The organism is Ruegeria sp. SCP11, from assembly GCF_040329455.1.
In the GTDB taxonomy this organism is placed as follows: Bacteria; Pseudomonadota; Alphaproteobacteria; order Rhodobacterales; family Rhodobacteraceae; genus Ruegeria; species Ruegeria atlantica_E.
The window spans coordinates 32,633-55,898 of sequence record NZ_JBDZYG010000014.1; the positions used below are offsets into that span (position 1 = coordinate 32,633).

At 57.6% G+C, this 23,266-nt stretch carries 31 protein-coding genes and 1 pseudogene; 3 read left to right on the top strand and 29 right to left on the bottom strand.

The window, feature by feature from the left end:
- From ABLN94_RS19100 to ABLN94_RS19180, 17 genes are all read right to left on the bottom strand, one after another.
- Nucleotides 1–1,269: an amino acid ABC transporter permease gene (locus tag ABLN94_RS19100; protein ID WP_352995497.1), complete on the bottom strand. Its 1,269-nt coding sequence runs from the start codon at nucleotides 1,267–1,269 to the stop codon at nucleotides 1–3.
- A gap of 126 nt (nucleotides 1,270–1,395) precedes the next feature.
- Nucleotides 1,396–2,412 carry an amino acid ABC transporter substrate-binding protein gene (locus tag ABLN94_RS19105; RefSeq protein WP_170495424.1) on the bottom strand — a complete coding sequence of 339 codons (1,017 nt, stop codon included), beginning with the start codon at nucleotides 2,410–2,412 and terminating at the stop codon, nucleotides 1,396–1,398.
- A 208-nt stretch (nucleotides 2,413–2,620) separates the two neighbouring features.
- The gene (locus tag ABLN94_RS19110) at nucleotides 2,621–3,328 is read right to left on the bottom strand and encodes an ATP12 family chaperone protein (RefSeq protein WP_352995500.1); all 708 of its coding nucleotides are present in this window, start codon (nucleotides 3,326–3,328) and stop codon (nucleotides 2,621–2,623) included.
- 4 nt (nucleotides 3,329–3,332) lie between these two features.
- Nucleotides 3,333–4,004, bottom strand: coding sequence for an HAD-IA family hydrolase (locus ABLN94_RS19115; protein ID WP_352995503.1), 672 nt, complete (start codon nucleotides 4,002–4,004; stop codon nucleotides 3,333–3,335).
- A complete protein-coding gene (locus tag ABLN94_RS19120) occupies nucleotides 4,001–5,044 on the bottom strand; it encodes an RluA family pseudouridine synthase (RefSeq protein WP_352995506.1) in 1,044 nt (347 codons plus the stop codon). The genes ABLN94_RS19115 and ABLN94_RS19120 overlap by 4 nt, the downstream gene beginning before the upstream one ends.
- A 107-nt stretch (nucleotides 5,045–5,151) precedes the next feature.
- Nucleotides 5,152–5,958, bottom strand: coding sequence for a crotonase/enoyl-CoA hydratase family protein (locus tag ABLN94_RS19125; protein ID WP_352995508.1), 807 nt, complete (start codon nucleotides 5,956–5,958; stop codon nucleotides 5,152–5,154).
- 75 nt (nucleotides 5,959–6,033) lie between these two features.
- A complete protein-coding gene (locus tag ABLN94_RS19130) occupies nucleotides 6,034–7,344 on the bottom strand; it encodes a replication-associated recombination protein A (protein WP_352995511.1) in 1,311 nt (436 codons plus the stop codon).
- Nucleotides 7,345–7,348: 4 nt separating this feature from the next.
- A complete protein-coding gene (locus ABLN94_RS19135) occupies nucleotides 7,349–8,734 on the bottom strand; it encodes a trypsin-like peptidase domain-containing protein (protein ID WP_352995514.1) in 1,386 nt (461 codons plus the stop codon).
- A 72-nt stretch (nucleotides 8,735–8,806) separates the two neighbouring features.
- Nucleotides 8,807–9,859, bottom strand: a complete 1,053-nt coding sequence (locus tag ABLN94_RS19140; protein WP_352995517.1) for a TauD/TfdA family dioxygenase — start codon at nucleotides 9,857–9,859, stop codon at nucleotides 8,807–8,809.
- A 154-nt stretch (nucleotides 9,860–10,013) separates the two neighbouring features.
- Entirely contained in the window at nucleotides 10,014–10,436 is a 423-nt protein-coding gene (gene rplQ, locus ABLN94_RS19145) for a 50S ribosomal protein L17 (RefSeq protein ID WP_039538314.1), read from the bottom strand.
- Between the two features lie 118 nt (nucleotides 10,437–10,554).
- A complete protein-coding gene (locus tag ABLN94_RS19150) occupies nucleotides 10,555–11,571 on the bottom strand; it encodes a DNA-directed RNA polymerase subunit alpha (RefSeq protein WP_113791474.1) in 1,017 nt (338 codons plus the stop codon).
- A gap of 114 nt (nucleotides 11,572–11,685) precedes the next feature.
- Complete coding sequence (rpsK, locus tag ABLN94_RS19155; protein ID WP_008757289.1) at nucleotides 11,686–12,075, bottom strand: 30S ribosomal protein S11; 390 nt, start codon at nucleotides 12,073–12,075, stop codon at nucleotides 11,686–11,688.
- Between the two features lie 15 nt (nucleotides 12,076–12,090).
- On the bottom strand, nucleotides 12,091–12,459 hold the full coding sequence (gene rpsM, locus ABLN94_RS19160; RefSeq protein ID WP_170332212.1) for a 30S ribosomal protein S13: 369 nt from the start codon (nucleotides 12,457–12,459) through the stop codon (nucleotides 12,091–12,093).
- Between the two features lie 201 nt (nucleotides 12,460–12,660).
- The gene (locus ABLN94_RS19165; RefSeq protein ID WP_352995522.1) at nucleotides 12,661–13,236 is read right to left on the bottom strand and encodes an adenylate kinase; all 576 of its coding nucleotides are present in this window, start codon (nucleotides 13,234–13,236) and stop codon (nucleotides 12,661–12,663) included.
- Complete coding sequence (secY, locus tag ABLN94_RS19170) at nucleotides 13,233–14,597, bottom strand: preprotein translocase subunit SecY (protein WP_170495406.1); 1,365 nt, start codon at nucleotides 14,595–14,597, stop codon at nucleotides 13,233–13,235. Before secY ends, ABLN94_RS19165 begins: the two co-directional genes overlap by 4 nt.
- A 109-nt stretch (nucleotides 14,598–14,706) precedes the next feature.
- On the bottom strand, nucleotides 14,707–15,180 hold the full coding sequence (rplO, locus tag ABLN94_RS19175; RefSeq protein ID WP_352995525.1) for a 50S ribosomal protein L15: 474 nt from the start codon (nucleotides 15,178–15,180) through the stop codon (nucleotides 14,707–14,709).
- Nucleotides 15,181–15,380: 200 nt separating this feature from the next.
- Nucleotides 15,381–15,596, bottom strand: coding sequence for a DUF1127 domain-containing protein (locus ABLN94_RS19180; protein ID WP_352995528.1), 216 nt, complete (start codon nucleotides 15,594–15,596; stop codon nucleotides 15,381–15,383).
- Between the two features lie 282 nt (nucleotides 15,597–15,878).
- Here ABLN94_RS19180 and ABLN94_RS19185 point away from each other — a divergent pair, with 282 nt between their 5' ends.
- Nucleotides 15,879–16,520: a GNAT family N-acetyltransferase gene (locus tag ABLN94_RS19185; RefSeq protein WP_352995531.1), complete on the top strand. Its 642-nt coding sequence runs from the start codon at nucleotides 15,879–15,881 to the stop codon at nucleotides 16,518–16,520.
- Between the two features lie 123 nt (nucleotides 16,521–16,643).
- Here the strand turns inward: ABLN94_RS19185 and rpmD are convergent, their stop codons facing one another.
- From rpmD to rpmC, 11 genes are all read right to left on the bottom strand, one after another.
- Nucleotides 16,644–16,832, bottom strand: a complete 189-nt coding sequence (gene rpmD, locus ABLN94_RS19190; RefSeq protein ID WP_058283504.1) for a 50S ribosomal protein L30 — start codon at nucleotides 16,830–16,832, stop codon at nucleotides 16,644–16,646.
- A gap of 12 nt (nucleotides 16,833–16,844) precedes the next feature.
- A complete protein-coding gene (rpsE, locus tag ABLN94_RS19195; RefSeq protein WP_155148691.1) occupies nucleotides 16,845–17,414 on the bottom strand; it encodes a 30S ribosomal protein S5 in 570 nt (189 codons plus the stop codon).
- A gap of 116 nt (nucleotides 17,415–17,530) precedes the next feature.
- Complete coding sequence (gene rplR, locus ABLN94_RS19200) at nucleotides 17,531–17,890, bottom strand: 50S ribosomal protein L18 (RefSeq protein ID WP_170334094.1); 360 nt, start codon at nucleotides 17,888–17,890, stop codon at nucleotides 17,531–17,533.
- A gap of 11 nt (nucleotides 17,891–17,901) precedes the next feature.
- Nucleotides 17,902–18,435, bottom strand: coding sequence for a 50S ribosomal protein L6 (gene rplF, locus ABLN94_RS19205; RefSeq protein ID WP_170495400.1), 534 nt, complete (start codon nucleotides 18,433–18,435; stop codon nucleotides 17,902–17,904).
- A gap of 11 nt (nucleotides 18,436–18,446) precedes the next feature.
- Nucleotides 18,447–18,839, bottom strand: a complete 393-nt coding sequence (gene rpsH, locus ABLN94_RS19210) for a 30S ribosomal protein S8 (protein ID WP_068340741.1) — start codon at nucleotides 18,837–18,839, stop codon at nucleotides 18,447–18,449.
- A gap of 13 nt (nucleotides 18,840–18,852) precedes the next feature.
- Nucleotides 18,853–19,158 (bottom strand): 30S ribosomal protein S14, encoded by a 306-nt coding sequence (rpsN, locus tag ABLN94_RS19215; protein WP_068340744.1) that lies wholly within the window; start codon nucleotides 19,156–19,158, stop codon nucleotides 18,853–18,855.
- Between the two features lie 19 nt (nucleotides 19,159–19,177).
- The gene (gene rplE, locus ABLN94_RS19220; protein WP_170495399.1) at nucleotides 19,178–19,738 is read right to left on the bottom strand and encodes a 50S ribosomal protein L5; all 561 of its coding nucleotides are present in this window, start codon (nucleotides 19,736–19,738) and stop codon (nucleotides 19,178–19,180) included.
- Nucleotides 19,731–20,042, bottom strand: a complete 312-nt coding sequence (rplX, locus tag ABLN94_RS19225) for a 50S ribosomal protein L24 (protein WP_010437096.1) — start codon at nucleotides 20,040–20,042, stop codon at nucleotides 19,731–19,733. The genes rplE and rplX overlap by 8 nt, the downstream gene beginning before the upstream one ends.
- A gap of 2 nt (nucleotides 20,043–20,044) precedes the next feature.
- The gene (rplN, locus tag ABLN94_RS19230) at nucleotides 20,045–20,413 is read right to left on the bottom strand and encodes a 50S ribosomal protein L14 (RefSeq protein ID WP_008757934.1); all 369 of its coding nucleotides are present in this window, start codon (nucleotides 20,411–20,413) and stop codon (nucleotides 20,045–20,047) included.
- A gap of 76 nt (nucleotides 20,414–20,489) precedes the next feature.
- On the bottom strand, nucleotides 20,490–20,720 hold the full coding sequence (rpsQ, locus tag ABLN94_RS19235) for a 30S ribosomal protein S17 (RefSeq protein ID WP_170495397.1): 231 nt from the start codon (nucleotides 20,718–20,720) through the stop codon (nucleotides 20,490–20,492).
- A 4-nt stretch (nucleotides 20,721–20,724) separates the two neighbouring features.
- Nucleotides 20,725–20,931 carry a 50S ribosomal protein L29 gene (rpmC, locus tag ABLN94_RS19240; protein WP_010437082.1) on the bottom strand — a complete coding sequence of 69 codons (207 nt, stop codon included), beginning with the start codon at nucleotides 20,929–20,931 and terminating at the stop codon, nucleotides 20,725–20,727.
- Between the two features lie 270 nt (nucleotides 20,932–21,201).
- On the opposite strand from rpmC, the gene ABLN94_RS19245 reads away from it, so the two are divergent.
- Nucleotides 21,202–21,648 carry a hypothetical protein gene (locus ABLN94_RS19245; RefSeq protein ID WP_352995542.1) on the top strand — a complete coding sequence of 149 codons (447 nt, stop codon included), beginning with the start codon at nucleotides 21,202–21,204 and terminating at the stop codon, nucleotides 21,646–21,648.
- 119 nt (nucleotides 21,649–21,767) lie between these two features.
- On the opposite strand, the pseudogene ABLN94_RS19250 reads toward ABLN94_RS19245, so the two are convergent.
- Nucleotides 21,768–22,139, bottom strand: a pseudogene (locus ABLN94_RS19250) (TIGR02466 family protein); the annotation flags it as partial.
- A gap of 141 nt (nucleotides 22,140–22,280) precedes the next feature.
- Between ABLN94_RS19250 and ABLN94_RS19255 the strand changes: the two are divergent.
- A complete protein-coding gene (locus tag ABLN94_RS19255) occupies nucleotides 22,281–23,255 on the top strand; it encodes a Hint domain-containing protein (RefSeq protein ID WP_352995544.1) in 975 nt (324 codons plus the stop codon).
- The last annotated feature ends 11 nt before the right edge of the window (nucleotides 23,256–23,266 follow it).

Consider the following 23,266-nt stretch of genomic DNA (forward strand, 5'->3'; position numbering starts at 1 on the left):
TTACCGCTCCACCAGTTTGACACGGTTGTTGTACCAGTTCATCACCGCCGAAATGCTCAGTGAGATGGTAAGATAGACCAGCATGAGCAGAAGAACGCATTCCAGCTCGCGTCCGGTCTGGTTCATGGTGATGCCGCCAAGAGTGCCGGTGATATCCATATATCCAACCGCAATCGCCAGTGACGAGTTCTTGGTCAGGTTCAGATAGTTTGAGATCATCGGCGGGATAATCACCCGTAGCGCCTGCGGCAGGATCACAAGGCGCATGGTCCGACCCGGGCGCAGACCCAGTGCAGATGCGGCCTCGGTCTGGCCTTTCGAGATGGCCAAAATACCGGCGCGAACGATCTCGGCGATGAAAGCCGCGGTGTATAGCGACAGCGCCAGCCAAAGGGCAATCAGCGAGTTCCGCAGATGGGTGCCGCCGGTGAAGTTAAAGCCCTTCAATTCAGGATAGCCCAGGTGGAAGCCCAGCGCGGCCAGCAGGATGGCCGATGGCACGAACAGCAGGCCCAATTGGATGTGCCAGATGGTCGGACGGTCACCGGTCTTTTCCTGCGTGGCAGTGGCCCAAGCCGACACCTTGCGCATGGCAAAAATGCTGCCGCCAAGCACGATCAAGAACGCGATCAGGTCCAGAGAGACGTCAAAGCGCAAGCTCGATGTGCCGAACAGATGAATATCACCCAAACCGCGTGAGAACAGGAATTCGGGGATATAGACCCCGCGATTTGTCACAGCGACGGTGCCGAACAGATCCATCGTGGCTTCTGGATTTTCCCCCCGGAACGCGCGCGGAGCAGGCAGGCTTTCGATCAGAATCGCCATGGCGAACACGATCCAAAGCAGGACCGGAACGTTGCGGAACATTTCGACATAAACCGTCATGATCCGTGCGATCAGCCAGTTGTTCGACAGGCGCAGAACACCAACCATGACGCCGATGATCGTTGCCGTGATACAGCCCAGAACGGCAACAACCAGCGTGTTCAGCAGGCCTATAAAGGCCGCACGCAGATGGGTATCGCGCGAGTCGTATTCCAGCAGGCGTTGGTTGATGTCATAACTCGACGGCTCGCCGAAAAACCCGAACCCGACTGTTCTGCCCAGCGTTTCGAGGTTCTGAACGGTGTTGTTGATAATCCAGGCTGCCAGAAGCATGAAACCGATCATTGCAATGACCTGGATGGTCGCAGATCGGTACCGCGTATCGTAAAGGAGCATGGACAGCCGGAAGTGCTCCTTCGGCGGGTCAGTGAGTGTCGTCATGACCTATGTTTTTCCCCGTGCATCCCGTTTTTAGCCGACGAAGTTGGTCTTCGTTCAATCTATCCGGGAATGTTTCTTATTTAAGGAAAAAGGGCGCAGGTTTCCCCGCGCCCTTTTCCGTGGATTTTAGCGGAACGGCGGTGCGTACAGCAGGCCACCGTCGGTCCACTGCGCGTTCAGGCCACGTGCCAGACCGATCGGGGTTTCCTCACCGATGTTCTTGGCAAAGACTTCGCCATAGTTGCCGCCAACTTTGATCGCGCGCTGCGCCCAGGTCGCGTCCAGGCCCAGCATCTCACCCAGAGTGCCTTCGCTGCCCAGCAGACGGTTCACTTCGGGGTTGTCGGTGCCAGCGGCCATCTCGTCGATGTTGGCCGAGGTCACGCCCAGCTCTTCGGCTGCGATCAGCGCGTTCAGGGTCCAGCGGACCACATCGCCCCACTCGTGATCGCCGTGACGGACCAGCGGGCCCAGCGGCTCTTTCGAGATGATTTCGGGCAGGATCACGTGGTCACCGGCGTTTTCAAAGGTGGCGCGGGTCGCCGCCAGGCCCGATGCGTCGGTGGTGTAGACGTCACAGGCACCAGCCAGATACTGCTGCTGCGCTTCGGCGTTGGTTTCGATCGGAACCGGCTCGTAGCTCATGTTGTTGATGCGGAAAAAATCCGCCAGGTTGAGCTCGGTGGTGGTGCCAGTCTGAATGCAGACGGTTGCGCCGTCCAGTTCCTTGGCCGAGCTGACGCCCAGAGCCTTGGGAACCATGAAACCCTGACCGTCATAGTAGTTGATGCCTACAAATTCGAACTTCAGGTCGACGTCGCGGCTGAAGGTCCAGGTTGTGTTACGGGCCAGCATGTCGATCTCGCCCGAAGCCAGCGCGGTGAAACGCGTTTTACCGGTAGTCGGAATGAATTCAACAGCGGTCGGATCGTCCAGAACGGCGGCTGCGACTGCGCGGCACACAGCCACGTCAAAGCCCTGCCACTCGCCGTTGGCATCCGGGCTGGCAAAGCCGGGAACACCGGTCGCCACGCCACAGTTCAGTTTGCCGCGCGCCTTGACATCATCGGCAGTCCCCGCCGCAGCTGCAGCAGCAGCCAGGCCGGCGATGGTTGCCACGCCCAAGATTACGGATTTTTTCATTTTTACCTCTTCCTGATTTTCCGCCCCGGTCTTGGGACGGCTCTGTCCGGCACCTTTGGCACCAGAAAGGTTTCCCCAAAGGTGTCTCCCCTTTAGTGGGCATGAGTTTGGGCGCAATCATTCACAAACGTCAAGGCCCGGATCAGGGAAAACGATGAGTCAATTCAAGGATGACTCATCCAATGGTGTAAAATCAGGCCATGAGGGATCAAACCGAGAGGTCAAAGAACCGTTTGGCGTGCAAAAAAGCCGTCTTTTTGGTCTCAGCAACCGCGTGGGCCTCATCGTCGTGACCCCATTGTTCGATCTGCCAAAGCTCATCCAGCCTGGAAATTCCCCAAATTTCTTCTGCACTGCGCCAATTGTGGGCGGCAGCAAAACCAAGAATGAGCGACCCCGACAGGCTGACAAGATCGTGAAATGCGGCCATTTGAAAATCGCTGAGCGCATGAACACGCTGTCGGAGGGTGGTCAGCGCCGCCGTCGGCTGAGGTTGATGCAATACTCCGGCTACAGACAACAACCGCGCCGAAAGCGTCTCGGCCGCCCAGTCCAGCGCTGGATCCCATTGCTCAGTCTGGCGTTTCTGCAACTCCTGCGGGTGGGCTGCTCGATAGCACAGCAAGTCCGAATCGCCGTAATCGGCCAGCATGTCCGCAACCTCGGCGTGTTGATGGTGGACCTTGTCGATGGCGGCATTGGCCGACCGGGTGAAAGGCATCACCGCCGGGTCAATCACTTTTTCCTGAGCGTCCCATTCCGCGGCGACCTCGTCTGCCATGGCACGGGTTGGCAGGACCAAAGCGGCCTTGGCAGGGGTTTTCACGCGGCGACCATCCAATTCAACGGTGAAGCCACCCTCGGTTTCCACCACCGCGCTCTCGGTCCAAAATCGTTTCGGCTTCCAGTCGCTCATGTTGTCAGGTCCAGATATCGTCCAGCGCGCGGGGCAACTGGTCAAAGGTTTCAATAATGCAGGTTGCACCGTCCAGCGCGGACCGGTCGTGATAGCCCCAAGTCACACCGACACTCGCCACCCCGGCCGCGTTTGCCATGTCCATGTCGAACTTGGTATCGCCAATCATGACCGTGTTGGCCGCGTCTACCCCGGTTTCGCTACGCGCTGTGTCGATCATCGACGGGTGCGGCTTCGATGGATGGTGATCCGCGACTTGTCGGGTCACGAAATAGCGCTCCAACCCGTGCGCTTCGATCAACGCATCCAGTCCACGCTGAGATTTTCCGGTGGCCACGCCCAGCAGAACCTCGGGCACGGCGTGCAGCGTAGCAATCGCATCCCGCGCTCCGGGATAGAGCGGCGAGCTTGCCGCCCCGAGTTCCAACCGGTGGGCGTGATAGGCTTCCTTGTAGCCCTCGACCAGACGGTGCTGCACGCTGCCAGAATGGTCTGACGCCAGCCGCGCCATAGCGATGGGCAGGGATAGGCCGACGATGGACAGGATCGCCTCTCGCTCCGGCACCGGCAGGGACAAAGCATCGAAACTGGCGGTCATTGCCGCCACGATACTGCCCTGACTGTCGACCAGAGTGCCGTCTACATCGAACAGCACCAGACGCAGGGGTGCGCTCATTGCAGTTCCTCGAAGGGATCCTCGGCCGCCAGATCTTCGGTCCAGCCGAACGTGTCCCAGCTGTGTTTCATGTGATCTGGCAATGGCGCAGTGACGGTAATGGTCTTGCGCGTCATCGGGTGCTGGAACGAGGCCTGACGGGCGTGCAAGTGCAGCTTTTTACTGATGATCCCACCCAGCTGCGCACCCCAGCCATCGCCCAGGTTTTCCTGCCCCGAGCCGCCGTATTTGCCATCCCCAACAATCGGATGCCCTATGGCCGCCATATGCGCCCGCAGCTGATGAGTGCGGCCCGTAATCGGCTCCATCGCCACCCACGAGGCACGCCCAGCCACTCGGTACAGCGTGGCGTAAAGCGTATGCGCCCGTTTCGCACCCGGAGTATCAGTAATCTCGTCCAGGTGTACGGCGACCATCTTTTCACCTTCACCATGCTTACCGTGACCCGGTGCCTTGACCAGCCCGGTCTTGATCTCACCCAGATACGGGGTCGGGACGCCAGCCACCAAAGCCCAGTAGATCTTGCGCGTATCGCGGTGACGGAACGCTGCGGTCAGCCCCTTCGCGGCCTCGCGGGTACGGGCCAGCAACAGAACACCTGACGTGTCCTTGTCCAGACGGTGCACAAGGCGGGGGTTCTCGTCATATCCGAACCGCAGCGCCTCAGATAGGCTGTCGACATGACGGGTCTGCCCGCTGCCGCCCTGCACCGGCAGGCCATGCGGCTTGTTCAGCGCCAGCACGTCGTCATCGCGATAAATCACACAAGACTGGATCATCTTGGCATCGGCATCCGAAATACGGTGCTTAACCTCGGCCGGTTTGTGATCGGCATCGGGCAAAGGCGGTACGCGCACCACCTGACCGGCCTCCAGTCGGGTCGAGGCCTTGACACGGCCTCCTTCAACCCTCAGTTCTCCCTTGCGGCACATCTTTTCGATGCGCCCCTGGCTGACATGCGGGAACAGACGGCGCAGCCACCGGTCCAGCCGCTGGTCGCCATCACCCTCTGCCACGGTGATCATCTGTACGCCGCTCATGCCGATATCCCCTGCGTCGCGCGGATTATCCGCGCGGTAAACCAGTCTGTAAGTGCCATAGAAAACATGCGCGTCTGTGGCGTGCAAAGGGGCAAGAGTCAAGGTGGTCAGATGTTCGAGAAGTCGCCGTGCCGTCCAGCCCCGTCGCGGAACCGGCCCGCTCCGGCGGTGCCTTCTCGGCGGATCGCCTCCAAGCCGTTGGCCCACTCGACCTTCAGCGCATCGCGCACCGGCATACCGCGTGTCTCGATGATCGAGCGGCGGTCGGCCCGCACGGCTGCCTGCGGGAAACGAGCGATCTCATGCGCCATTGCTTCAGCTGCAATACGGGCGTCGCCGTGGGGAACGACTTTCTCAGCCAGACCGATGCGGTAGCATTCCTCGGCTTCAACCTTGCGCCCAGTCAGCGCGATCTCATGCGCCTTCCCCTGCCCGACCAGACGCGGCAACCGGACCGAGCCGCCATCCATCAACGTGATCCCCCAGCGGCGGCAATAGACGCCCAGATAGGCGGTTTCAGCCATCACCCGGATGTCGCACCATAGGGCAAGCTCCATCCCACCGGCCACGGCGGCCCCTTCCACCGCACCGATCACAGGCTTGGACAATTCCAGACGGGACGGTCCCATAGGACCAAGTGTCGATGGAGCAGAACCGATAGGGAAGGTGTGTTTTTCGAAATATGCCTCTCCCAACTCCGGGTCCGAAAGAGTGGCCGCGAGTTTCAGATCCCACCCCGCACAGAAGTTCCCACCTTTGCCCCAGAACACAGCCGCTTTGGCCGGACTGTCTTCAAACTCCAAAAACGCGGCGACCAAAGCCGCGGCATGTTCGGTATCCACAGCGTTTCGCGCATCCGGACGGTCATGAATGATGGTCCAGACGTCGTCGGTTTTCTCGATTGAAACGGGCATGAGTTTCCTCCCTCGACTCTCATGGCCCAAGGGAAACCCGTTTTTCTTTATCTGTCGCCTCTAACGCGGCGGCACTTAGCTGTTGCGCTGCGCCCTCAGCTTGGCGAAATAATCCAGCCGCTTTTTCAGCTCGCGCTCAAAACCACGCTCAACCGGTTGGTACAGCACCGGTCGTTCCATGGTTTCAGGGAAGTAATTCTGGCCGGAAAACCCGTCATCTTGATCGTGGTCGTACTTGTATCCCGCTCCAAAGCCCTGCTTTTTCATCAGGGTCGTGGGCGCGTTCAGAATGTGCATCGGCGGCGGTTCGCTGCCCGAGCGGCGGGCCAGCTCGCGGGCTGCCTTATACCCCGCATAGGCTCCGTTCGACTTGGGTGCCAGCGCCAGATAGACAACGGCCTGCGCTAGTGCCAGTTCCCCCTCGGGGCTACCGATTCGTTCGTAGACTTCCCACGCATGCAGGGCCAGCGCCTGTGCCTGCGGGTCGGCCAGGCTGATATCCTCGACCGCCATGATGGTCAGGCGGCGGGCGATATAGCGGGGATCTTCCCCCCCCTCCAGCATCCGCGCAAACCAGTACAACGCCGCATCCGGGTCCGATCCGCGAACAGATTTATGCAGAGCCGAGATCAGGTTATAATGCTCGTCGCCCGATTTGTCGTACTTCGCCGCGCGACGCATCAGCCGGGTGGACAGCGCCTCGGTGTCCAGTGGCGCATCCACCTTCCACGCCGCGATCTGTTCGATCAGGTTCAGCAAGGCCCGCCCGTCACCATCCGCCATTTCCTGCAGCGCTTCGCGGGCAGACCCCGTGAGTGGCAGCGCGCGGTCCAACTCTTTCTCGGCCCGCTGGGTCAGCCGCTCCAGATCGGCAAGGCTGAGACGTTCCAGCACCAGAACCTGCGCCCTACTGAGAACAGCGGCATTCAACTCAAAAGAGGGGTTCTCGGTGGTTGCCCCGACCAGCAGGATCGTCCCGTCCTCCATATGCGGAAGGAACCCGTCCTGCTGGGCTTTGTTGAATCGGTGAATCTCATCCACAAACAGCAGTGTGCCCTGCCCGTTCTGACGGCGGATCTTGGCGGCTTCGAACACTTTTTTCAGATCCGGCACACCGGTGAAGATCGCACTGATCTGAACGAAGTGCAGATCGGTCTCCTGCGCTAACAGACGCGCGATGGTGGTTTTCCCCACGCCCGGAGGCCCCCAGAACACCAGACTCGACAAGCTGCCCGACGCCAGCATGACGCCAAGCGGCGCGTCTGGACCCAACACCTGCTCCTGCCCAATGACTTCGGCCAGCGTTTTCGGCCGCAATCGATCTGCCAGTGGGCGATGCGCGGGTGGCGCGGGTTCGGATGCCCCGGTGTCGAACAGGTCGCTCATGGTTTTACAACCGGAACCGCAGGGATACCGATCGTCCCCCGCGCAGAACATCAAAGTTCAGCCTGCGTCCCGGATCGGTCAGCGCGTCGACTACATCCTGCGGGTGGGCAATCTGGGTGCCGTTGATGCTGTTGACTACATCTCCTGCGCGCAGCCCGGAGCGACCACCATATCGCCCCGCATCCACCACGACCACGCCGGACTGTGACAGCACCAGCCCCATCCGTGAAATCACTGCCGGATTGATGCGCGAAATTGTAAGGCCGGGCATAACGGTCCGATCATCCAGCGTCGTTTCCTCGGCCGCCGGGGTTTCGGGCGCCTCGATCAGGGCCACCTCGACCTCGGCGCTCTCATCACTGCGTAGCCGCGTTACGACCGAGGTACCGCCGACACCGGCCACGGACATGCGGAACTTCATCTCGGCTGGAGAATTCACCTCGTCTCCGTCCACATGGGTAACCACGTCGCCCACACGCAGCCCGGCCTCGGCCAAAGGGCTGAGCGGGTGCAAGTCAGAAATCACAACGCCCAAAGGGATCACCAAACCCAACGACTCGGCGATATCGGCGCTCATATGCTGGCCTGCCATTCCGGCCCAGGGGCTGATGAAGCTGTCATTGCCTTGCTGCGCCTGCCGCAGGAACTCTGCCACCAGATTTGCGGGGATCGCAAAGCCTATACCGTTCGAACCGCCCGATCGGGTCAGAATAGCAGTGTTGATCCCGATCAGGTCGCCGTTCACGTCGATCAAGGCTCCACCGGAGTTCCCCGGATTGATTGCCGCGTCGGTCTGAATGAAATAGCCACGCGCATTGCCGGTCGCGGCCCCCGTTCGTGCAAGCCCCGAGATGATGCCCGACGACACGGTCTGCCCCACCCCAAACGGGTTGCCGATGGCCAATGCCAACTCCCCTACTTCAACGTGATCCGAGTCGCGCAATTGCAGGAACGGCAAGTTATCTGCTTCTTCCAGCCGCAGAATGGCGATATCGCTTTCCTTATCGCCCAACACGACCTGTGCCGAAAACTCCCGCCGATCCGTCGTCACCACTCGAATTTCCGTGGCCGTACCAACCACGTGATAGTTTGACACAACGTAGCCGTCCGAAGACAGGATCACACCCGAACCCAGCGAGTTCTGCACCCGCGGGCGTGGTTCGCCAAAGCCGCCGCCAAAGAAATCCTGAAAGAACGGGTCTGAGAAGAACGGGTTCGCCCGCCCCTGTCGCACAATCTTGGCATAGATATTAACGACTGCTGGCGAGGCCTCTTTGACCACCGGTGCAAAGCCTATGCTGATTTCGGCCTTGGATTGTGGAACGCGGGTTTCAGCCGTGGCAAAGGAAGCGCAGGCAACGGAAAGTGCAATAAGTGTCGCGCGGAGCATTCTAACCTCAACGTACAGAGTTGAGATGGATATGCGTCCCCGCGAAACGTAATGCAAGCACGGGATTGAGGTTCAATCCAGCGGCGCGTGGAGCCGGGTGCCCTTCGTAATGATCCCACCCCTGTTGCCGACTTCGATTGTGCCATAGCGTTGTCGGAACACGTCCGGCAGTTCCCGGTCTCCCTCGGGTGACAGCCAAAGTCGGAAAAGGTGACGCCGCTCAGCCGGATCCGGCCAATCGGTGAACCCTGTGCGGTCATGCAGTTGGGAATGATTGTAAACGAACTGCATATCGCCGGGCTGCAACCGCATGGTCAGGTGCAAATCCGGATCATTGGCCAGTGCATCGAACGTGTCCAACGCCGCGATGTGATCCGGTGTCAGTTGCATGGCTTCTGGAAACCGTTGCGCGCTGTCGATGTATTGGCGCTGATAGAACACGGTCAGCTTGCCGTCGTGCCAGTTGAACGGAGGGATTGTCATGAAGGGCTGCATTCCTTCGGGCACTTCGCCCCTGCGGTCGGTCGCAAGGGGATCGAACAGCAGTTGCAGCAGATCAGGGCACTCGGCCCGCATCCGATTGTAGATGGTTTCTGCACTGACCAGCAGAGAGTCTCCACCCTTTTTAGCGTCCCTCAAACACATCAAACCGACAATGTCGGCACTGTCCGTGTGAAAGGTCTGGCGCTCATGGGTCTGGTAAATCCGTGTATTCGGATCACTTGCATCTGCACCTACGTCCCGAACATGCCCCAGAATATGCCCCTGCGCGTTCTGCGAGCGCGCCGACCCCAGATGCGCACCGACACCACAAAAGATCGCTGCCGCCATTTCCTGCGAATAGGCCTGCACCGGCAGGCCGCGGATCACCTCGAACCCGATCCCGTTTATAAGCTTGTCACGAAGTTTAATCAGGTGCCCGTCCAGACGTTTCAGTGGGAATTCTGACTTTGTGATCTCACCGATATCTCGCCCAAGGCTCAAGTAGTGGCGGGCGGCTTGTTCAAGATCGGCGATATCGTCAGGTCCTAGGTCGACGATCCATTCCTTCTGCCGTTCGACCATTTCCCGTCCGGTCCAGACGGACGGCCCTGTAAGTTCGGCAGGTATTTCAGACAGTGTCATGATCAGTCCTCCACGCTTGATATACAGCGTGGCGCGGGGTGGCTGCCACTTCATTCCCGGAAATCAACGCAATTTGTCCAAAAGCGACACCAGTCGCATACAAAAAACCCCCGCGTCCGAAACGCGGGGGTCGAAATCAGAAAGCCGGGCTTTCTTATTCTTCGTCTGCTGCCTCTTCGGCGGCAACGCGGGCCTTGTCGGCCGCGCCTTTGGCGTCGACGTCACGATCAACGAATTCGATGATCGCCATCGGAGCCATGTCGCCATAGCGGAAGCCAGCTTTCAGGATGCGGACGTAACCGCCCTGACGCTCGGCGTAGCGGGGGCCCAGAACTTCGAACAGCTTTGCGACGTCTTTGTCTTCTTTCAGCTGTGCTGCGGCCTGGCGACGGGCGTGCAGGTCGCCGCGCTTGCCCAGAGTGACCAGCTTTTCGATGATCGGACGCAGTTCTTTTGCCTTCGGCAGAGTCGTTTTGATTTGCTCATGCTCGATGAGCGAGCCAGCCATGTTCGCAAACAGCGCCTTGCGGTGCTCATGAGTACGGTTCAGGCGGCGGTAACCACGTGCGTGACGCATTTTCTAGTTCCTTCTTTCGCGTTTTGCTTTGTCTGGCCGGCGATGCGTGTCACCGGCTCTCCTTGGGGCGGAAGTGCCCATACAGTCCCCGGCAGCCCGGGCATTGGGGAAGACGCGCTTAGAACGCGTCTTCGAATTTCTTCGCCAGATCTTCGATGTTGTCGGGCGGCCAATCCTCGACATCCATGCCGAGGTGCAGACCCATGCCGGACAGCACTTCTTTGATCTCGTTCAGCGACTTGCGGCCGAAGTTCGGGGTGCGCAGCATCTCGGCTTCGGTCTTCTGGATCAGATCGCCGATGTAGACGATGTTGTCGTTCTTCAGGCAGTTTGCCGAACGGACCGACAATTCCAGCTCGTCCACTTTCTTCAGCAGCAGCGGGTTGAACTCCAGACCGTCGTCTTCGTCCTGGCGGCCAGCCGCTTCGGGCTCGTCGAAGTTCACGAAGATCGACAGCTGGTCCTGCAGGATACGCGCGGCAAAGGCCAGCGCGTCTTCCGGGGTAATCGAACCATCGGTTTCGATCTTCAGGGTCAGTTTGTCATAGTCCAGAACCTGACCTTCACGGGTCGGCTGAACGTCATAGGCAACCTTTTTGACCGGCGAATAGATCGCGTCGATCGGGATCAGACCGATAGGAGCATCTTCCGGCTTGTTTTTCTCAGCCGAGACGTAGCCCTTGCCGGTGTTGACGGTCAGTTCCATGAACAGGTCGGCGCCATCGTCCAGGTGGCAGATGACGTGATCGCGGTTCAGAACCTCGATACCGGCGCTCTCGCTGATGTCACCGGCGGTAACAACTGCGGGGCCTTTGGCATTGATCGACAGGCGCTTGGGGCCTTCGACTTCCATGCGCAGGGCCACCTGCTTGAGGTTCAGGATGATGTCGGTGACGTCTTCACGAACGCCTGCAACCGAGGAGAACTCGTGCAGAACGTTGTCGATCTGAACGCTGGTGATGGCCGCGCCTTGCAACGAGCTCATCAGAACGCGGCGCAGCGCGTTGCCCAGGGTCAGACCAAAACCACGCTCCAGCGGCTCGGCAACCAGAGTTGCCTGACGCGCAGGGTCGTTGCCCGGCTTGCCTTCCAACTGGGTCGGCTTGATCAATTCTGCCCAATTCTTATGGATCATGTAATCCCTCCATTCCTGTCCGCGCCCCATGACCAACAAGGTGCAGACGCCCGAGGTTCAAAATGACGTGCTGGGGCCGTGCAAAAACACAGCCCCAGCTCAATTCAAAATCGCTTAGACGCGGCGACGCTTCGGCGGGCGGCAGCCGTTGTGAGCAATCGGGGTCACGTCCCGGATCGACGTGATGTTGAAGCCCACAGCAGCCAGCGCGCGCAGAGCCGATTCACGGCCCGAACCGGGGCCCTGAACTTCGACTTCCAGCGTCTTGACGCCATGTTCCTGCGCCTTCTTGCCTGCGTCTTCTGCAGCCATCTGAGCGGCGTAGGGTGTCGATTTCCGCGATCCCTTGAAGCCCATGGTACCGGCAGACGACCACGAGATGGCGTTGCCCTGCACGTCCGAGATCAGGATCTTGGTGTTGTTGAAGGTCGAGTTCACATGGGCGACGCCCGATGCGATGTTCTTACGCTCTTTGCGCTTAACGCGAGTCTTATCACGTGCCATCAGTCAGACCCTCCCTTATTTCTTCTTACCAGCGATGGCCTTTGCGGGGCCTTTGCGGGTACGAGCATTGGTGTGGGTACGCTGACCGCGAACCGGCAGGTTACGGCGGTGACGCAGACCGCGATAGCAGCCCAGGTCCATCAGGCGCTTGACGTTCATCTGAACTTCACGACGCAGGTCACCTTCGACGGTGAAGTTTTCGTCGATGTATTCGCGGATTTTCAGAACTTCGGCGTCGGACAGTTCGTTGACGCGACGGGTCGCTTCAATGCCCACGGCTTCGCAGATCGCTTTAGCCGAGGTGTTGCCGATACCGGTGATATATGTGAGGGCGATAGGTACCCGCTTTGCAGTCGGGATGTTTACGCCGGCAATACGTGCCACGTGTCACTTTCCTTTTCGTTGCGGTTCCGTAACTCCAGAACCTTTTTTCACAACGCTTTACCGTGGCAGTGAGGCCAGAGGGTTCAGCATTATTCGAGGTGGTCGGGGCATTTGGGACGAATCCCGCATGCGGTCTTGATTCCCTAAGGGGATGGGGGTCGATATGGGCTTTTGGTGGGGCCGTCAAGCCCCAACCTGAAGTCAGCTCAGAATCGCCTCGATCGAGGCAGTGACTTCTTCAATACTGGCCAGACCATTGACCGGGCGCAGATCACCTTTGGCGTGGTAATACCCAATCAGCGGCGCGGTCTTTTTGTAATACTCCATCAGACGAATACGAACGCTTTCCTCGTTGTCGTCTGCCCGCACAGGTTTGCCAGCGGCACGCGCTTCCTCGGCCCGGTTGACGATGCGCTCGACCAGCGTTTCGTCGTCGACGCGCATTTCGATCACTGTGTGCAGCGACTGACCTAGCTTGGTCAGCAACGCCGCCAAAGCGTCGGCTTGCGCCAAGGTGCGAGGGAAGCCGTCGAAGATAAAGCCTGCACCCTTTTCGGTCATCAGCTTTTCTTCGATCAAGCCGATCACGATCTCGTCGGTGACCAGCTTGCCCGCATCCATGATCTCGGCAACCTTCAAGCCCATTTCTGTGCCGGAGGTCTTTGCCTCGCGTAGCATGTCGCCAGTGCTCAGTTGAACCATGCCACGGGTCTCAACCAGATGCTGCGCTTGCGTGCCTTTGCCAGCCCCCGGGGGGCCAAGAAGAATAATATTCATCGACGAGAGGGTCCCTTCCTGCCGCGTTTTTTACCCTTGCCGCGCAGCTGGGACTTTTCGATCAGCCCTTCGTATTGATGCGCCAGCAGGTGGCTCTGGACCTGTTGGATCGTGTCCATGGTCACCGAGACGATAATCAGAACCGAGGTGCCGCCGAAATAGAACGGAATGGCAAACTGGTTCCGGAGGATTTCAGGCAACAGACAGACCGCCGCCAAATAGGCCGAACCCAGAACCAGCACGCGGTTGACCACGTATTCCAGATACTCGGCGGTTTTCTTGCCCGGACGGATACCCGGCACAAAGCCATTCTGCTTTTTCAGATTGTCCGCCACATCGTCCGGCTTGAACGACACGTTGAACGTGTAGAAATAGGCAAAGAAGACGATCATCGACGCGAAGAACAACAGGTACAACGGCTGTCCAGGGCCAAAGTTGGCCAGCAGCCACGACATCACCGGCCCATTGGTTGCGCCCGAAGAGAAGGTCGAGATCGTAACCGGCAACAGCAGCAGCGAACTGGCAAAGATTGCCGGGATAACACCCGCCGGGTTCACTTTGACCGGCAGGTGGCTAGAGCCGCCTTCATAGATCTTCATACCGGCCTGACGGCGCGGATACTGGATGTGAATCTTGCGCAGGGCGCGCTCCATGAACACCACAAAGGTGATCACGGCGATGACCATCACGATCACGCCAACGATCACGGCGGGGCTGATGGCACCCGAACGGCCCGAGGCAAAGAACTGCGCCAGAGCGGCCGGAATCTCGGCGATGATGCCGACGAAGATGATCAACGAGATACCGTTGCCGATGCCGCGTGCGGTGATCTGTTCACCCAGCCACATCAGGAACATGGTGCCGCCAACCAGAGTGATCATGGTCGACAGGCGGAAGAACATGCCCGGATCGGTCGCCAGATCGCCCGATTCCAGCGAAACCGCCAGACCATAGGCCTGAACAGTGGCCAGCGCCACGGTGCCGAAACGGGTGTATTGGTTGATTTTCTTGCGGCCCTGCTCGCCCTCTTTCTTGAGTTGCTCAAGCGCAGGAACCATCGACGTCAGCAGCTGTACGATGATCGAGGCCGAAATGTAGGGCATGATGCCGAGGGCAAAGATACCCATCCGCCCCAGCGCCCCGCCGGTGAACATCGAAACCATGCCGCCGATGCCCTGCCCCGCCTGCTCCATGAACTCACGCAGAGCCTGACCGTCGATCCCCGGCACCGGAATAAAGGTGCCCAGACGATAGACGATCAGCAAACCCAGCGTGAACAGGATGCGGTTGCGCAGATCGGTGGCTTTGCCAAGGGCAGCCCAGCTTGTATTGGCTGCCATTTGTTCTGCTGCTGATACCATAAATCGGTCTCTCTTATGAAAACGCCGCCCGGAACCGTTTTCCGGCTCGGGCGGCGTCTGGGAAAACTCTGAGGACTATGTAAGCGGGTCTTCGCCCGCTCACAAGCGCTTACTCTACCGCAGCAGCTTTTGTGACCGTCAGTGAACCGCCCGCTTTTTCAACTGCCTCAACGGCAGCCTTCGAAGCACCAGTGACTTCCAGGTTCACTTTGGCGCTGATTTCGCCCTTGGCCAGAACGCGAACACCGTCCAGCTTGCGACGGACCAGACCGGATGCAACCAGTGCGTCCTCGGTGATCGCAGCTTTGGCGTCCAGCTTGCCGGCATCGACGAACTTCTGGATCAGGCCCAGGTTGATGACGGCGAATTCCTTGCGGTTCGGCTTGTTGAAGCCACGCTTGGGCAGGCGTTGGTACAGCGGCATCTGGCCACCTTCATAGCCATTGATGGCCACACCCGAACGGGATTTCTGGCCTTTGATACCACGGCCACCCATTTTACCTTTGCCGGAACCGGGACCACGGCCAACGCGGGTCCGTTTCGGTGCGGCGCCAGGATTGTCGCGCAATTCGTGCAGTTTCATTTCGCTTCTCCTAAGCCGGATGTGACCCCCGAAGCGTGATGGGCCAAACGCGGCATTTCTTGGTTATGATTCTCATGGGCGGAAACCCACCGGAGCGCTCTACAGCGTTGCGACCTCAGTTGCAAGGTTTGTTGTATTACAGAGCCAAAAACCAAAAGAGGCGCCAAATGGCGCCTCTGGGTGAGTGGTGGTTTGCAATTTTACGAGCAGTAAACGTGGTCCCGTGCGATGTCTTTAATATCGCAGCGGCGCACACCGATGTCGTTCAGTTCGCGGTCGGTCAGACCTTGCAGTTCCGAATAGGTGCGGTTGTACTCGGCGCGCAGGGTATAGGCTTCTTTTGCCTTTGCGATGAAGCGGGTCAGGCGCTCGGTCAAAGAGGCGCCGGTATGAGTGGTTGTTGCTGTATAAGCCATATCTGAATTCCTTTCCTGATCGGGGCGAATTCCCCGACGTTGCTTTGTTTGTTCCTGTTTGGGACAGAGGGCAGATAAGGCCGGCGGATAGCGCCAACAACCGAAGTTTCGGTCTATCCGATATGCATTGGGGGAATGGCCCAGCACCCTTGACACTCGGCACCACTTACGACTTTGGGCAGCTTTGCGGACAATGCGGACAGTCACAAAATAAAGAAACTGTTCTACTCCGCCAGGTATGTGCGAGAGTATTCATGCCATTAGTTTTGGAAGTATTACCGAATGACTCGTTCAGAGATCGTGGTTCGACCAATGTCAGAAGCAGACATTGGTGAAATGTCTAAGCTGATTGGCGATGTTTTTAGCAGGCGAGATCCTCCCGCCGTTGTAACTAAATTCTCGCCCGAAAAGCTGGAGAAGATCGCCTTACTATTTGGATCAAAATCTGCAAAAGAAGGTTTGTCGTCTGTCGCTCTTGATGAAGTTTCTGGTGAAATAGTTGGCGCCGTTTTGGCACATGATTTCGGTCACCCGCCCCCTGATGGAATTGACGCAGTGGATTTGGGCTCTGAACCAGTCATCACGCTAATTGACGAGCTGGAATGCTTTTTTTCGAAGACACACGACATTCAGGCAGAAAAATTTCTTCATATATTTATGATCGCCGTGCGCGATGATTTCTCAAGAAAAGGAATTGCGCAAAGTTTGCTGGACTCCTGTTTAAGCCAAGCAAGGAAATCCGGCTACCGGATCGCTTTCGCCGAAGCGACAAACCGGTTTTCACAAAGCATGTTTTTGAAAGCGGGCTTCGCCGGCATTCATTCGATTAGGTATGAAGACTTCGAACTCAACGGGCGGCGACCTTTTCTGGATATCACGAACGAGGGGGCTTGTGTACTAGTGGAACTCGATCTTTCGGCGTAAATCTTATTTTTTGAAGGAGAAAAAGCGAATTAGTCTACTTTGGGCTCAAAGCAGACAATTACTACAAATACGAAAACGCCCCCGAAAATTCGGAGGCGTTTCTTTGTTCGATGGAAGTCGCGGTTAGCCGCGCTCTTCTACGATCTCAACCAGATGCGGGATCTTGTTGATCATGCCGCGTACCGAAGGGGTATCTTCCAGCTCACGGGTTTTGTGCATCTTGTTCAGGCCCAGGCCGATCAGGGTTGCGCGCTGTTCGGCGGGGCGGCGGATCGGGGAACCGACCTGCTTGACGACGATGGTTTTTGCCATGGGTCGCTCTCCTTATGCTTCTGCTTCAGCAGCAGCCGGCGCTTCATCCCGCTTGGGCAGGATGTCGGCAACCTTTTTGCCACGACGTGCGGCAACCGAACGCGGGCTCTGCTCTTTCTGCAGGCCGTTGATGGTGGCGCGGATCATGTTGTACGGGTTCTGCGAGCCAAGCGACTTGGAAACAACGTCCTTAACGCCCAGCATTTCGAAAACAGCACGCATCGGACCACCGGCGATGATACCAGTACCTTCAGGTGCGGTGCGCATAACCACTTTACCAGCGCCGTGACGGCCCTCGATGTCGTGGTGCAGAGTACGACCTTCGCGCAGTTGCACGCGGATCATCTGACGCTTGGCTTGTTCAGTCGCCTTGCGGATGGCCTCAGGTACTTCTTTCGCTTTACCTTTGCCAAAGCCGACGCGGCCTTTCTGATCGCCGACAACCACCAGAGCGGCGAAGCCAAAGCGCTTACCACCTTTTACGGTTTTCGACACGCGGTTGATTGCGACCAGACGATCTGCAAATTCCGGTGCTTCTTCACGGTCGCGGCCACGGCCCCGACGGTTTTCACGTTCTGCCATTTGGCATCCCTTTTCTCATGTGGCGCATACGGCGCCGTTTAATTCAATCCAAGTGAGCTCCGACTGTTGGCGAGGCCCCCGGATCATCGGGGCAGCCGCAAAGCTGCCCGCAGGTCTTAGATCTTCAGACCACCTTCACGCGCGGCGTCGGCAACTGCCTTCACCTTGCCGTGGAACAGGAAGCCACCACGATCGAAATAGGCCTCTTCGACGCCTGCCTTTTTGGCACGCTCGGCGATGGCCGCACCGACTTTCGCCGCTGCTTCGACGTTGTTCTTGCCAACAACACCCAGATCTTTTTCCAGGGTCGAGGCCGAGGCCAGGGTCACGCCACGAACGTCGTCGATCAGCTGAACGCTGATGTTCTTGTTCGAACGGTGAACCGACAGGCGTACACGGCCGGCGTTGACTTTGCGAAGTTTGTTCCGAACGCGCAGGCGGCGCTTCAGAAACAGGGTTCTTTTGCTGTTTGCCATTGTCTGCGTCCTTACTTCTTCTTGCCTTCCTTGCGGAAGATGAACTCGCCCTTGTAGCGGATGCCCTTGCCTTTGTACGGCTCGGGACGGCGCCATTCGCGGATTTTGGCCGCGACTTCGCCCACCTGCTGCTGGTCGATACCTTCCACAACGATCTCGGTCTGCTTCGGTGCGGTGATGGTGACACCTTCCGGAGCAGTGAAATCAACATCGTGGCTGTAGCCCAGGTTCAGCTTCAGGGTGTTGCCCTGCATCTGCGCCCGGTAACCAACACCCTGGATCTCCAGCTCTTTTTTGAAGCCCTGGGTCACACCGGTTACCAGGTTGGCAACCATGGTGCGGCTCATGCCCCACTGCTGGCGGGCACGCTTGGACATGCCACGGGGGTCGATCTTGACCACGTTGTCTTCAACCGACAGCGTAACGTCGTCGGTGGCGGTGAAGCTGCGGGTGCCTTTTGGACCTTTCACTTCGATGGTCTGGCCGGACACAGTGGCGGTAACGCCGCTGGGCAGCTCGACCGGTTTTTTACCAATACGAGACATTGCAGACCTCCTTAGAAGACGGTGCAGAGCACTTCGCCGCCAACATTGTTGGAGCGAGCGTTTGCGTCCGACATCACACCTTTCGGAGTGCTGACAATCGACACGCCCAGACCCTGACGGACCTGCGGGATGTCATTGACGCCCATGTACACGCGACGACCGGGCTTCGAGACCCGCTTCAGTTCGCGAATAACAGGGGTGCCTTCGTAGTACTTCAGGCTGATTTCGATGGCCGGATGACCGTTTTCACCGGTCGTCTTTTCATAGCCACGGATGTAACCTTCGTCCGCCAGCACGTCCAGAACCCAACCGCGCAGCTTGGAAGCCGGGGTGGAAACGGTGGACTTGCCGCGCATTTGCGCGTTGCGGATACGGGTGAGCATATCGCCGATAGGATCATTCATATCTATGTCTCCCTTACCAGCTCGATTTCACCATGCCGGGGATCTGACCAGCAGAACCCAGCTCGCGCAGCGCGATACGGCTGACCTTCAGCTTACGGTAGTAAGCGTGAGGACGACCGGTCAGCTGACAACGGTTGTGCAGACGGGTAGCCGAGCTGTTGCGCGGCAGTTTCGCCAATTTCAGACGCGCTTTGAAACGCTCTTCCATCGGGCGGCTCTCGTCATTCGCGATTTCTTTCAGCTCGGCACGCTTTGCGGCATATTTGGCCACCAGGCGTTCGCGCTTCTTCTCGCGTTCGATCATTGCTTTTTTAGCCATGTCTCAATCCTCCCGGCGCTTAAGCGTTGAACGGCATGTTGAATGCTTTCAACAGTGCCTTTGCTTCAGCGTCGGTCTTCGCTGTGGTGGCAATTACGATGTCCATGCCCCAAACCTCGTCGACCTTGTCGAAGTCGATTTCCGGGAACACGATGTGTTCTTTCATGCCCATGGCAAAGTTGCCCTGACCATCGAAAGACGGCTTAACACCACGGAAGTCACGAACGCGCGGCATCGCGATGGTGATCAGACGATCCAGGAATTCGTACATCCGGTCACCGCGCAGGGTCACTTTCGCGCCCAGCGGCATGTCTTCACGGACGCGGAAACCCGCGATCGACTTCTTCGCCTTGGTTGCAACGGCCTGTTGACCAGCAATCGCAGTCAGATCTTCGACAGCGGCTTTCGCTTTCTTCGAGTCTTTGACCGCCTCAGCACCACAACCGATGTTCAGAACGATCTTTTCCAGCTTGGGCAGCTGCATGTCGTTCTTGTAGCCGAACTCTTCTTTCAGAGCGGCACGGATGGTTTCAACGTACTGAGCTTTCAGACGCGGGGTGTAGGTTGCGTTATCAAGCATCGATCACGTCCCCTGTGGTCTTGGCGAAGCGCACTTTCTTGTCACCTTCCATGCGGAAGCCAACGCGGGTTGCTTTACCGTTCTTGTCCAGCAGCGCCAGGTTCGACAGCTCGATCGGGTTTGCCTGAGGCAGGCGACCACCTTGCGAGGTTTGCGACTGGCGGGTGTGGCGGATGGCGATGTTGATGCCGTCGACAACAGCTTTACCGGCTTTCGGGTCAACTGAGGTGATAGTACCCTCTTTGCCCTTGTCCTTGCCGGCCAGCACGACGACCTTGTCGCCTTTGCGGAGTTTAGCAGCCATGATTACAGCACCTCCGGAGCCAGCGAGATGATTTTCATGAAGTTCTTGCCGCGCAGTTCACGAACAACCGGGCCAAAGATACGGGTACCTACGGGCTCGTTGTTGTTGTTCAGGATGACGGCGGCGTTGCGATCGAAACGGATCGCGGTGCCGTCTTCACGACGGACTTCCTTGGCGGTGCGTACGACGACGGCCTTGCGGACGTCACCTTTCTTTACGCGGCCGCGCGGGATGGCTTCCTTCACCGAGACGACAATGATGTCGCCGACGGAGGCGTATTTACGCTTGGAACCACCCAGGACCTTGATGCACTGAACTCGGCGTGCGCCGGAGTTGTCAGCGACATCCAGATTGGTCTGCATCTGGATCATGTGGTTTCTCCCGACCTGTGGGGGCTGGTCTGGTTAGATCCCCCAGGGTTTCGACAAATGGAAAAATCCCGGAAGCTTACGCTTCCAGAACTTCCCAACGTTTCGTCTTCGATTTCGGCGCGCATTCGATGATGCGTACGGTGTCGCCGACCTTGAAGGCGTTCTTTTCGTCGTGAGCCCGGTACTTCTTGGACTTACGAACGGTTTTGTGCAGCAGCGGGTGCTTGAAACGGCGCTCGACCAGAACAGTTACAGTCTGCTCGTTTGCGTCGCTTGTTACGGTGCCGGACAGGATACGCTTGGGCATCTGATTACTCCTCGGATGCCGCAGCAGCGGCCTTTTCGTTCAGAATGGTTTTGACGCGGGCAGCGTTGCGGCGGGCCGCTTTGATGCCGGCAGTGTTTTCCAGCTGACCGGTTGCCTGTTGAAAGCGCAGGTTAAAGCTTTCTTTCTTCAGGTTGGCCAGTTCCTCGCGGAGCTGGTCCGGGGTCTTGTCACGCAGTTCTTGGGCGTTCATCGCCTTTTTCCTTTGCTCAAAACACCAGAAGGCCCCCTGACAGGGTCACCTTGGACCTGGTGGATGAATGATAGACATGCGAATCCCCCGACTCGGCCGGGGGACTTGCAGGATGCCGCCGTATAAGGGTTTAGGGGGTGGGTGGCAAGGGAAAGTTTGTCTTTGACCAGACGTCCTACTTTGCGCTCAAAATAGCTTCAGTTCATCGACATTGGCAAATCAATATAGTTTTTTGCGGATACCGCTCTCAAACATGAATTCGAAAAATCAATGAGCACTAGAACACACAAACCTACGGTAACTTGGGATCCCAGCGCGGATCTAAAGATACTGCGCAAGCTTGAACGGGAAGGATATGTTGAGCTTTGGGCGGTAAAAATTGAAGCTGCAATATCTACCAAGAAGATCCCAAATGATCGCAAAAGGTTGCCAACGGCAATTATCGGCAGTCAGTTCGCGACGATTGGAGAAAAACCTGGAAATGCAAAAATCGCTTCTGATGGGACACCCTACGATAGAATAAACGCGGTATTGGGACCCGGCCACCACGCGGACACGTTACATCTGGAAGATCATATAGTGAGCGGTCGCGATCTTTTTGCGACAAGCGATACCGACTTTCTAAAGCACCGAGAGCAGCTTGAAATGGAATTCGATATTAGAATTATGACCGCTCAGGAAATCGCTGAGGCACTAAGGTACAGAGCGAGCATCTAGTCTTTGCTCTGAACTGGGCTCCGCCCGTTCGCCCCTCAATCGCTCCACTGGAGCGATTGCCGCTACGCGGACCGGGGCTCACTCCCACTTATAATAAAACTCACCGAAATCCGCTCTTCCTAGGCCATGTTCATCGGCACCTCGTGGCGCAGTCAACCTTCCAATAGCAGGACATCCCTCACCTGGGGCTTCATGTGGATGAACAACTGCAAATCCCGCCGGGCGCCTTTCAAACGCGCCGGCGCAGCCATCATGCGACCTGAGCGGGGGTTTTCAAGTTTCAGAGCACTTGCCTCTTCGGGCATCGCCACATAGGTCGTACCCGAGATCACACTGTGCAGAGGCAGGTGGCTGGACTGCCTCCCGCCTTCGGGCAGGATATTGATACACAGGTCTTCGAGCTTCAGTTCGCCCCTACCCAGATCGAACTCTAAATCCTTGGCAAAGGTAGCCACATGCTGATCCTGCGCCGCGACCAGATTGGCGAAGACTGTTCCCATACTCAAAGCAACCACCCGTTACATGCCTGCATCTACTACCATTCAAATGGCTTTAGGCTTCGTGCATGACCACTTCGCGTGTGTTATCTGCGAAAGAAGATCGTCAACTCCCCACCTGATCAGGACTCCGGTATGGTCAATATCAACAATATAAGCATGGTTTCAGCTTCGGTTGATGGCAACAATGTTGGCATTACAGGTGGCGGCAACGCGGAATTGGAAACCTGGACGCTCGACGACATTGACTTTACAAACTACGATGGGACCGTGTCCATTGTTATGGATTTCGACGCCACAATTAACGGCGATGGCTCTCCTTTCACAATTGTAGACGCAGGGAATACGTCTGATTTCGGCGGCACCCTTACTGTGAATTCAGCCACCGGCGTCTACACTTTCACATTTGACACCGCAGATTCGGACGTTGTTTTCGGTGCTCAGGTCACATTTGCCGTCTCGGGCGAAGGAGACGCCAGCGACACCGTTTTCATAAATTTTGTTTGCTTTGCCGAGAACACACTGATCGATACGCCCGAAGGTTTGCGACCTGTCGAAACGCTCAGAGTTGGTGATCGAGTTAATACACTGGAGAATGGTCCCAAACCGATTATGTGGATTGGTTCTCGTACTCTCAGCAGCGAAGAGCTTGCCGATCATACGCATCTGAGACCAATCTGCATTCGAGCAGGATCACTTGGCCCGACTCAACCCTCGTCCGATTTGACCGTTTCGCCACAGCACCGGGTCTTCATATCCAACGCGTCCGTTCAGCTCTTGTTCGGCCTTGATGAAGCGTTGGTTCCGGCGAAAGGCTTGCTCGACGGACACTCTGTTGTTGAAAGCAATTGCAACAGCGTCACTTATTACCACATCATGTTCGATAAGCATGAAATTCTGTTCTCAAACGGAGCATGGAGTGAAAGTTTCTACCCCGGCGCAACCGCGACCGACAGCTTGAGCGATGCCACCCGCGAGGAGTTGTTCGAACTTTTTCCTGAGTTACGAAACAATGCCAGTATTTGGGCTACTGCGGCTCCTGTTCTTACCAGAAACGAAACCCGCGCCTTGGTGTGCATTCAACAAGCGAAATCGCCAACGGCACACTGATGACCTCCAGA

Bases quoted from the DNA above. Each gene is read 5' to 3' on its own strand.
- ABLN94_RS19100 (WP_352995497.1), bottom strand. From the start codon at position 1,269: ATGACGACACTCACTGACCCGCCGAAGGAGCACTTCCGGCTGTCCATG.
- ABLN94_RS19105 (WP_170495424.1), bottom strand. From the start codon at position 2,412: ATGAAAAAATCCGTAATCTTGGGCGTGGCAACCATCGCCGGCCTGGCT.
- ABLN94_RS19110 (WP_352995500.1), bottom strand. From the start codon at position 3,328: ATGAGCGACTGGAAGCCGAAACGATTTTGGACCGAGAGCGCGGTGGTG.
- ABLN94_RS19115 (WP_352995503.1), bottom strand. From the start codon at position 4,004: ATGAGCGCACCCCTGCGTCTGGTGCTGTTCGATGTAGACGGCACTCTG.
- ABLN94_RS19120 (WP_352995506.1), bottom strand. From the start codon at position 5,044: ATGAGCGGCGTACAGATGATCACCGTGGCAGAGGGTGATGGCGACCAG.
- ABLN94_RS19125 (WP_352995508.1), bottom strand. From the start codon at position 5,958: ATGCCCGTTTCAATCGAGAAAACCGACGACGTCTGGACCATCATTCAT.
- ABLN94_RS19130 (WP_352995511.1), bottom strand. From the start codon at position 7,344: ATGAGCGACCTGTTCGACACCGGGGCATCCGAACCCGCGCCACCCGCG.
- ABLN94_RS19135 (WP_352995514.1), bottom strand. From the start codon at position 8,734: ATGCTCCGCGCGACACTTATTGCACTTTCCGTTGCCTGCGCTTCCTTT.
- ABLN94_RS19140 (WP_352995517.1), bottom strand. From the start codon at position 9,859: ATGACACTGTCTGAAATACCTGCCGAACTTACAGGGCCGTCCGTCTGG.
- rplQ (WP_039538314.1), bottom strand. From the start codon at position 10,436: ATGCGTCACGCACGTGGTTACCGCCGCCTGAACCGTACTCATGAGCAC.
- ABLN94_RS19150 (WP_113791474.1), bottom strand. From the start codon at position 11,571: ATGATCCATAAGAATTGGGCAGAATTGATCAAGCCGACCCAGTTGGAA.
- rpsK (WP_008757289.1), bottom strand. From the start codon at position 12,075: ATGGCACGTGATAAGACTCGCGTTAAGCGCAAAGAGCGTAAGAACATC.
- ABLN94_RS19165 (WP_352995522.1), bottom strand. From the start codon at position 13,236: ATGAATATTATTCTTCTTGGCCCCCCGGGGGCTGGCAAAGGCACGCAA.
- secY (WP_170495406.1), bottom strand. From the start codon at position 14,597: ATGGTATCAGCAGCAGAACAAATGGCAGCCAATACAAGCTGGGCTGCC.
- rplO (WP_352995525.1), bottom strand. From the start codon at position 15,180: ATGAAACTGCACGAATTGCGCGACAATCCTGGCGCCGCACCGAAACGG.
- ABLN94_RS19180 (WP_352995528.1), bottom strand. From the start codon at position 15,596: ATGGCTTATACAGCAACAACCACTCATACCGGCGCCTCTTTGACCGAG.
- ABLN94_RS19185 (WP_352995531.1), top strand. From the start codon at position 15,879: ATGACTCGTTCAGAGATCGTGGTTCGACCAATGTCAGAAGCAGACATT.
- rpmD (WP_058283504.1), bottom strand. From the start codon at position 16,832: ATGGCAAAAACCATCGTCGTCAAGCAGGTCGGTTCCCCGATCCGCCGC.
- rpsE (WP_155148691.1), bottom strand. From the start codon at position 17,414: ATGGCAGAACGTGAAAACCGTCGGGGCCGTGGCCGCGACCGTGAAGAA.
- rplR (WP_170334094.1), bottom strand. From the start codon at position 17,890: ATGGCAAACAGCAAAAGAACCCTGTTTCTGAAGCGCCGCCTGCGCGTT.
- rplF (WP_170495400.1), bottom strand. From the start codon at position 18,435: ATGTCTCGTATTGGTAAAAAACCGGTCGAGCTGCCCAGCGGCGTTACC.
- rpsH (WP_068340741.1), bottom strand. From the start codon at position 18,839: ATGAATGATCCTATCGGCGATATGCTCACCCGTATCCGCAACGCGCAA.
- rpsN (WP_068340744.1), bottom strand. From the start codon at position 19,158: ATGGCTAAAAAAGCAATGATCGAACGCGAGAAGAAGCGCGAACGCCTG.
- rplE (WP_170495399.1), bottom strand. From the start codon at position 19,738: ATGCTTGATAACGCAACCTACACCCCGCGTCTGAAAGCTCAGTACGTT.
- rplX (WP_010437096.1), bottom strand. From the start codon at position 20,042: ATGGCTGCTAAACTCCGCAAAGGCGACAAGGTCGTCGTGCTGGCCGGC.
- rplN (WP_008757934.1), bottom strand. From the start codon at position 20,413: ATGATCCAGATGCAGACCAATCTGGATGTCGCTGACAACTCCGGCGCA.
- rpsQ (WP_170495397.1), bottom strand. From the start codon at position 20,720: ATGCCCAAGCGTATCCTGTCCGGCACCGTAACAAGCGACGCAAACGAG.
- rpmC (WP_010437082.1), bottom strand. From the start codon at position 20,931: ATGAACGCCCAAGAACTGCGTGACAAGACCCCGGACCAGCTCCGCGAG.
- ABLN94_RS19245 (WP_352995542.1), top strand. From the start codon at position 21,202: ATGAGCACTAGAACACACAAACCTACGGTAACTTGGGATCCCAGCGCG.
- ABLN94_RS19255 (WP_352995544.1), top strand. From the start codon at position 22,281: ATGGTCAATATCAACAATATAAGCATGGTTTCAGCTTCGGTTGATGGC.